We start from the raw sequence: 7,802 nt of genomic DNA on the forward strand, positions 1-7,802 counted from the left end.
CCGACGGTTTGCGCCCGCGGCGGCGGCGCCTTCATCAGCCAGGCGGCGGCCTGCAGCACCACGACGGCGCCGATGCCCAGGGTCACGAGCGCCGTGCGCCAGTCGCTGAGCGCGATCAGCAGGGCGGCAACCGGTGGCACGGCGATCTGGCCCAGGGCCGTGCCGACCTTGACCACCCCGGTCATCATGCCACGGCGCCGGTCGAACTGCCGCGCGATGGTCGAGAGCGTGACGACGTCGTGCGCGGCCATGCCGGTGCTGATCAAGAGGCCGAAGACGGCGAAGAGGTGCCACGGCTGGGTCACCTGGGAGAGCAGAACGTAGCCCGCGCCGCAGAGGGCCCCGGTCACCGCGAGAACCGGACGCGGACCGAAGCGGTCGCCCAGCCGGCCGACGAAGAAAGCCAGGATCCCCATCATGAGGAAGGTGATCGAGGTGCTGCTCGAGAGCACGGTGCGCGACCAGCCGTAGTCGGTCTCCAGCGCCTTGAAGAACAGGCCGTAGGAGAACAGCAGGCCGATGATGGTGAACTGGGTGAGGCAGGCCCCCAGCACGATCAGGTAGCGCGGGTCGAGGCGTTTGTCGGATGGGGCGGTCGCCGGGGGGCTCTGCAAAGAGGGGAAATCCTGCTCAAGTCTGGGCGGCGGGTGTCTGATTTCCATTTCGGGCAGCCGGCCGCCCCGGGTCAACCGTTCCGGCCCGATTCTGCGATCAGGGCGCGAAAGCCGCTTTTCCAATTCCCTGAGGGAAGCCTGGGAAAGCCCGAAGGGGAACCCCATTTCATGGTATGCTTCCATCCGCGGCACTCAACGGGGCCTTCCGGGACATGACGGCACGACCGCTTTCGACCATTCTTCTCGCCCTCGTCGCCGGCCTCGCCGTGGTGCCGGCCGCCGGGGCGGCCTGCGGCGACAAGCCCCGCCCGGGGGTCGACTGGTCCAAGTGCGACCGGGAGAAGCGCATCCTCAGCGGGCAGAACCTGAGCGGCGCGCGCCTGGACCGGACCGACCTGCGTCTCAGCAACCTGTCCGGGACGCGCCTCGACGGCGCGAGCCTGGTGCGGGCCAATCTGAGCCGGGCCTCGCTGCGCGGCGCCAGCCTGCGCGAGGCCGACCTGACCAAGGTTCAGGGCGGCCGGACCAACTTCCGGGGCGCCGACCTGAGCGGCGCGACCATGACCAAGATCGAGCTGCCGCGCGCCGTGCTGGCCGAGGCCAAGCTGCCCCAAGCCGACCTCACCAAGGCGGAGCTGAAGCGGGCCGACATGCAGGAGGCGGACCTCTCCGAGGCGCGCCTGAACTACGCCGACCTGGCCCGGGTCAGGTTCAAGGGCGCCCAGCTCGAAGGCGCGGACCTTTCCGGCGCCTATCTCTTCATGGCGCGCTTCGAGGACACCGACCTCTCGGCGGTTCGCGGCCTGACGCAGGAACAGTTGGAGATCGCCTGCGGCAACGCGGCGACGCGCCTGCCCGAAGGGCTCAAGGCGCCGGCGGACTGGCCCTGCACGGAAAACGAAGAGAGCGAATAGGCGCCGACGCAGGCGCGACGTCCGGTCAGAGCGGCGGCCGACGGCCTGCCCAGGGCCTCACCTTCTCCAGAGCCGCCGCGATTTCCAGCACGCCGCGGTCGTCGAAGCGGCGGCCACAGATCGAGACGCCGGTCGGCAAACCCTTTGCGGTAAAGCCCGAGGGCACCGAGATCACCGGGCACTGGCCGACCAGGTTGAAGGGCTCGGTCATGTAGCGGCCGGTGAACCGCCCCTGGTCGTCGGTGCCGGCTTTCTCGCTGGCCTTGTCCTCGACCGGCGGGGGCGATTGCGCCATGGTCGGCGCGAGCAGCGCGTCGTAGCCGACCAGGATCTCCGCCAGCGCGCGCCACTGCTGGCTGCGCAGGGTCTCGATCCGCTTGTAGTCGACCGCGGCCATGGCGCGCCCCGCCTCGATCAGCTGCACCAAGGCCGGATCCATCCTGTCGCGCCACTTCTCGAGGTGCTGACCGAAGTAGGCCGCCATGAAGACGCCCCACATGTCAGTCCAGGCGCGGTCGAGCTCGGCGCTCCAGTCGAGCGCCACCTCCTCGACGGCGGCGCCGGCCTCTCTCAGGGCCTCCGCCGCGGCGCGGGTGTTGGCCTCGATCTCCGGATCGACGGCGTAGAAGCCAAGGTCGATCGAGAGCGCGAGTTTGCGGCCCGCCAGGTTCGTTTCCAGCGGCTTTTCGAGATCGAGCGGCGTCGTCAGCGATTGGATGTCCCGCTCGTCCGGGCCCTGGGCGGCGGCGAGGAACAGCGCCGCGTCCTCGACCCCGCGGGCGAGCGGCCCGAAGTGGGAGATGTTGTCGAACAGGCTGGGCAGGATGTCCAAGGGAATGCGGCCCAGGCTCGGCTTCAGGCCGACCACGCCGCAGTCCGAGGCGGGGATGCGCACCGAGCCGCCCATGTCCGTGCCCTCGGCCAGGGGCACGCAGCCGGCGGCGACGGCCGCGCCGGAACCTCCGGACGAGCCGCCCGGCGTCCGCGCCGGATCCCAGGGGTTGCGCGTTATGCCCCAGAGCGGCGACTCGGTGAAGCCGGCGTGGGCGAACTCCGGAGTCGTGGTCTTGCCGACCACGATCGCGCCCGCCCCGGTCAGCTTCTCGACGATCGCGGCGTCGGCGTCGGGCACCCAGTGCTCGAAGACGAAGGAGCCGAGCGTCGTCCGCCGGCCCTTGGTCGGCGTCAGGTCCTTGAAGGCCAGCGGCACGCCCTCCAAGGGCCGCGCCGTGCCGGAACGGTAGGCGGCCTCGGCGGTACGCGCCTGGCCCAGGGCGTCTTCCGGATAGAGGAAGCAGAAGCAGTTGAGCGCGCGGTTCACGGCTTCGCTGCGCGCCAGGCTGTTGCCGACCGCCTCGACCGGCGAGAGGCGCCCGGCCCGATAGGCCCGGACCAGGTCGGCCGCCGTCATGTAGGCGAGATCGAGATCGGTCATGGCCGCCTCACGCCGCGGGACGGAACCGCGGGCGCCTCCCGGTTTGTCTTTTCGCCTTCACCTTTGCGTGAGAACTGGCCCAAACTGGTCGCTGGCACCTCACGGCAACGTGGATGGCGCGCGCGCGGTCCGCGTACCACGTCTCGAGGAGCAGTTAACACGATGAATTCGCGACTCGCCAGGAGATGTGACATGAACATGCCTTTCCGAGCACTCGCCGTCTCCATCGTCCTCTGCTTCGCCGTCATGGCGCCCCGCGCGGCGCTCGCGGACGGCGGCGACGACCGCAGCCGTCATGGCACGCAGGTCGCGGGCAAGTTCAAGTTCAAGAAGCACGGCTTACGACAGCACGGGCACGTCAGGCATCGGCCCAGCAGACACTTCGGCCACCGCCACTTCAATCATCGCCACGGCAGATCCTTCGGCCACCGCCACTTCCGGCACCGTCACCTTCGGAGGCACCTCCACGGCCATAGGTTCCGGCACCGTCACAACCGGCACAGCTACGGGCGCATCTATCGATCGCCACGCTACAGCGTCTACCGGATCAGGCTGCAGAAGGATCTGCGCGGCGATCCGGTGTACCGCGGCTACGCTCTCGAGCCGGCACAGGTCGAGAGCGCTCCGCCGGTCAAGACCGCCGGCGCCATCGAAAAAGGCGATCAGGGCTGGCCCGGGACCTGCCTCATGACGCGGGAATACCAGACCAAGATCGTGATCGACGGCGACGTGGTCGACGCCTACGGCGAAGCCTGCCTGCAGCCGGACGGCAGCTGGATGCGCGGCCCCAGCGTCAGCGAATAGAGCAGCGAAGAGCACCTCCTCCAAGAGCCCGACTTCAAACCTCTCTCCCCCGGCCAAGTTCCAAGGCCAACCTCCCCCTCCCGCTTCGGGAGGGGATTTTCTTTGTCCGCGGCAGGAGAGATGCGCGAGCATGGCGCCGCGCCTCGGCGTTTCCCGGCCGGGCTTGCCCGCGCCTCGGCGCCTCTGGTAAGCCATCGCGAAAGCCTTAAGGGGGGAGCCATGCTCGATATCGCCATCGCCGCGGAACTGCCGGCGGCCGGCGTCGCGCTGCGCCTGGGCGTCATTCAGTGCCGGGTGACCGTGGCCGAGGGCGACGACGGCCTGATCGAGGCCCTGACCGCGGAGTCGGCGCGGCGCGGCGGCGAGCTCGCCGAGACGCCGCCCGGCCAGGTGCCGGAAGTCGCGGCGACGCGCCAGGCCTACAAGGCCCTGGGCAAGGACCCGAGCCGCTACCGGCCCTCGGCGGAGGCGCTGCTCAGGCGCATCGCCCAGAACAAGCCGACGCCCCGGGTCAACACCGTGGTCGACACCAACAACCTGGTCTCGATCTCGACCGGCCTGTCGTGCGGCGCCTACGACGTCTCCCGCCTCGCGCCGCCGCTGGTCTGCCGGCGCGGCGCGGCCGGCGAGAGCTACGAGGCCATCGGCCGCGGCCCGATCAATCTCGAGGGCCTGCCGCTGCTGGCCGACAGCGGCGGCCCCTTTGGCAGTCCGACCAGCGACAGCACGCGCTCCATGGTGACCCTCGAGGCGGCGGAGATCATCATGGTGATCTTCGGCTTCGGCGAGGCGTCGCCCGATGGCACCCTCGACGGCGCCCTCGACTTCGCCCAGGACTGTCTGAAGAGCTACTGCGCGGCCGAGGCCCTCGAGCGGGCGGTGGTCGGCTAGTCAGGCTGAAATGCAAGTGCATCGCCGGCACCATCACCCTTCGACAAGAGTGCGGAGCACTCGCGCTACGCGCGGGTGAAGGCGATATGTTTCAGGGACTTACCCTCATCCGCGCGTAGCGCCGGGCTGCGCCCCTTATCGAAGGATGACCGTGGTCAAGGGCTTGGAGGTTATCGGCAAACTTCTAACGCTTGATCGCGCGCCAGCCGATGTCGCGGCGGCAGAAGCCCTCGGGCCAGTCGATCGCGTCGACCGCCCGGTAGGCCCGGGCCTGGGCCTCGGCGATGGTCGGCCCGAGCGCGGTGACGTTCAGCACCCGGCCGCCGTTGGCGAGGATCGCGCCCTCGGGTCCCTCTTTGGTGCCGGCGTGGAACACCATGAGGTCGTCGTCGTCGAGCGCTTGCAGGCCGCCGATCTCGCTCCCCTTTTCGTAGGCGCCGGGATAGCCCCGGGTCGCCATGACCACGCTGAGCGCGGCTTCCTCGTACCAGCGCAGGTCGAAGCTGGCGAGCTGCCCGTCGGCCGCCGCGATCAGCGCCGGCAGCAGGTCCGACATGAGGCGCATGACCACGACCTGGCATTCCGGGTCGCCGAAGCGGACGTTGTATTCCAGGAGCTTGATCCCGTCCGAGGGGGTGACCATGAGGCCGGCGTAGAGCACGCCGCGGAACGGCCGGCCCTCGGCCGCCATGGCCTTGACGGTCGGCTCGACGATCCGCGCGATGACCTCGTCCCGGCGCGCCTGGTCCAGCACCGGGGCCGGCGAGTAGGCGCCCATGCCGCCGGTATTCGGTCCCGTGTCGCCGTCGCCGACCCGCTTGTGGTCCTGGGCGGTGACCAGCGGCAGCACGGTCTCGCCGTCGACCAGCGCGTGGAAGCTGGCCTCCTCGCCCTCGAGGAATTCCTCGATCACGACCTCGGCGCCGGCCGCGCCGAAGGCGCCCTCGGTCAAGGCCGCGTCGACCGCCGCTTCGGCCTCGGCGAGATCGGCGGCGACGGTGACGCCCTTGCCGGCGGCCAGACCGTCTGCCTTGACCACCACCGGCGCGCCCAGCTCTCGGAGATAGGCCTTGGCCGGCTCGGCCTCGGTGAAGCGCCGGTAGTCGGCGGTCGGAATGCCGTACTTGGCGGCCAGGTCCTTCATGAAGCCCTTGGAGCCTTCGAGCTCGGCCGCCGCCGCGTTCGGCCCGAAGGCCTTGATGCCGACCTCCTGGAGGCGGTCGACCAGGCCCGCAACCAGCGGCGCCTCGGGGCCGACCACGACGAAGTCGATCGCGCGCTCCCGGGCGAAGGTGACCAGCGCATCCACGTCCTCGGCGCCGATCGCCACGCACTCCGCGTCCTGGGCGATGCCCGCATTGCCCGGGGCGGCGTAGAGCTTGTCGCAGAGCGGCGAGGCCGCGATGGACCAGGCCAGGGCGTGCTCGCGCCCGCCGCCGCCGACCAGGAGAATGCGCATCCTTTTGCCCTTAGCCCTTCCTGCTAGCTCCCATAGGGCGGCTCTTGTAGCATAGCGCCTGCCGATGAGCGAACCTTCCCAACCAGAACCGGCGGCCCCGGATCCGGCAGGCAATCTGCCGGAGTACTCGGTCTCCGAGCTGTCCCAGGCGCTGAAGCGCGTGGTCGAGGGCCGCTTCGACCACGTCCGCGTGCGCGGCGAGATCTCCGGTTTCAAGCGCGCCGGCTCGGGCCACCTCTACATGACGCTGAAGGACGAGAACGCGGTGCTCGACGCGGTCTGCTGGCGCGGCGTGGCCGGGCGCCTCGCGCTCCGCCCGGAAGACGGTCTGGAGGTCATCGCCTCGGGCCGCCTGACCACCTATCCGGCCCGCTCGCGCTACCAGCTCGTCGTCGACTCGATGGAGCTGGCCGGCGAGGGCGCGCTGCTCAAGCTGCTGGAGGAGCGCCGGCGCAAGCTGGCGGCCGAGGGCCTCTTCGCCGCCGAGCGCAAGCGCCCGCTGCCCTACCTGCCCGAGGTGATCGGCGTGGTCACCTCGCCGACCGGCGCGGTGATCCGCGACATCCTGCACCGCCTGGCCGACCGTTTTCCGCGCCGCGTCCTGGTCTGGCCGGTCCTGGTCCAGGGCGAGGGCGCGGCCGCCCAGGTCGCGCGGGCGATCCACGGCTTCAACGCGCTCACGCCGGGGGCGCCGGTGCCCCGGCCCGACCTGCTGATCGTGGCGCGCGGCGGCGGCTCGCTGGAGGACCTCTGGGCCTTCAACGAGGAGGCCGTGGTGCGCGCCGCGGCGGAGTCCGAGATCCCGCTGATCTCGGCGGTCGGCCACGAGACCGACACCACGCTGATCGACCACGCCGCCGACCGGCGGGCGCCGACTCCGACCGCGGCGGCCGAGATGGCGGTGCCGGTGCGCGCCGAGCTGCTGGCCGACGTGATCGACCTGACGCGCCGCATGGTCGCCGGGGCCGGTCGCCTGGTCGAGGAACGCCGGGTCAGGGTCGAGGGCCTGGGGCGCGGCCTGATCGACCCGCAGCGCCTCCTGGAGGAGAAGGCGCAGCGCCTCGACGACCGGGCCGAGCGGCTGCTGATCGCGGTCAACAACCATTTGGCAAGAAAATCACGCGACATTTCCGAGGCCTGGGCGCGCCTGCCCCATCCGCGCCAGCAGCTGGGCGAGGCCGAACGGACTTTGGCGCGCCTGGACGCGGCCAAGCGCCTCAGCGGCGCCTGGCAGCGCCTGCTCCTGGCGCGCGGCCAGGAGGTCGCGGCCCTGGAACGGGTGCTGGAGAGCACCTCGTATAAGAACGTACTGAAGCGCGGCTACGCGGTGGTTCACGGGCCCGAGGGCCCGCTCGGCGCAGCCGGCGCGGTCAAGCCGGGCCTGGACCTGGAGATCGAGTTCCACGACGGCAGGGTGGCCGCCAAGGCCGGCGGCGCCGCGCCCGAGCAGAGGAAACAGCCCGCCAAATCCAGGAAGGGGGACGGCGGCACGCAAGGGACCCTTCTATGAAGCTCTGGACCTTCCTTCTCGTTCTGCTTCTCGCCCTCCCGGCCCGGGCCTCCCAACTCGACTCGGGGCGCATCGAGCTCGAGGGCCAGTTCCAGCAAGGCGGGCTGGTCTTCGGCACCACCGAGCCCGGCGCCGAGGTCCGCCTCGGCGATCGAAAAGTGCGGGTCTCGCCCGA

7 protein-coding genes are annotated in these 7,802 nt (G+C 70.6%); 4 read left to right on the forward strand and 3 right to left on the reverse strand.

Annotated elements, in window-relative coordinates; genetic code table 11:
* Window positions 1–614 (reverse strand): MFS transporter (locus QNJ67_23405; protein MDJ0611939.1); only part of this gene is annotated, 614 nt, incomplete at its 3' end.
* Between the two features lie 212 nt (window positions 615–826).
* Here QNJ67_23405 and QNJ67_23410 point away from each other — a divergent pair.
* Window positions 827–1,528, forward strand: coding sequence for a pentapeptide repeat-containing protein (locus tag QNJ67_23410; protein MDJ0611940.1), 702 nt, complete (start codon window positions 827–829; stop codon window positions 1,526–1,528).
* A 25-nt stretch (window positions 1,529–1,553) separates the two neighbouring features.
* Here the strand turns inward: QNJ67_23410 and QNJ67_23415 are convergent, their stop codons facing one another.
* Entirely contained in the window at window positions 1,554–2,963 is a 1,410-nt protein-coding gene (locus tag QNJ67_23415; protein ID MDJ0611941.1) for an amidase, read from the reverse strand.
* A 192-nt stretch (window positions 2,964–3,155) separates the two neighbouring features.
* Here QNJ67_23415 and QNJ67_23420 point away from each other — a divergent pair, with 192 nt between their 5' ends.
* Both QNJ67_23420 and QNJ67_23425 read left to right on the forward strand, forming a co-directional pair.
* Complete coding sequence (locus QNJ67_23420; GenBank protein MDJ0611942.1) at window positions 3,156–3,767, forward strand: hypothetical protein; 612 nt, start codon at window positions 3,156–3,158, stop codon at window positions 3,765–3,767.
* A gap of 219 nt (window positions 3,768–3,986) precedes the next feature.
* A complete protein-coding gene (locus QNJ67_23425; GenBank protein MDJ0611943.1) occupies window positions 3,987–4,658 on the forward strand; it encodes a phenylalanine--tRNA ligase beta subunit-related protein in 672 nt (223 codons plus the stop codon).
* A 184-nt stretch (window positions 4,659–4,842) separates the two neighbouring features.
* Here QNJ67_23425 and purD read toward each other — a convergent pair whose 3' ends face one another.
* Window positions 4,843–6,117 carry a phosphoribosylamine--glycine ligase gene (purD, locus tag QNJ67_23430; GenBank protein MDJ0611944.1) on the reverse strand — a complete coding sequence of 425 codons (1,275 nt, stop codon included), beginning with the start codon at window positions 6,115–6,117 and terminating at the stop codon, window positions 4,843–4,845.
* A 64-nt stretch (window positions 6,118–6,181) separates the two neighbouring features.
* Here purD and xseA point away from each other — a divergent pair, with 64 nt between their 5' ends.
* A complete protein-coding gene (gene xseA, locus QNJ67_23435; protein MDJ0611945.1) occupies window positions 6,182–7,627 on the forward strand; it encodes an exodeoxyribonuclease VII large subunit in 1,446 nt (481 codons plus the stop codon).
* The last annotated feature ends 175 nt before the right edge of the window (window positions 7,628–7,802 follow it).

Source organism: Kiloniellales bacterium (assembly GCA_030064845.1).
GTDB lineage: Bacteria > Pseudomonadota > Alphaproteobacteria > Kiloniellales > JAKSDN01 > JASJEC01.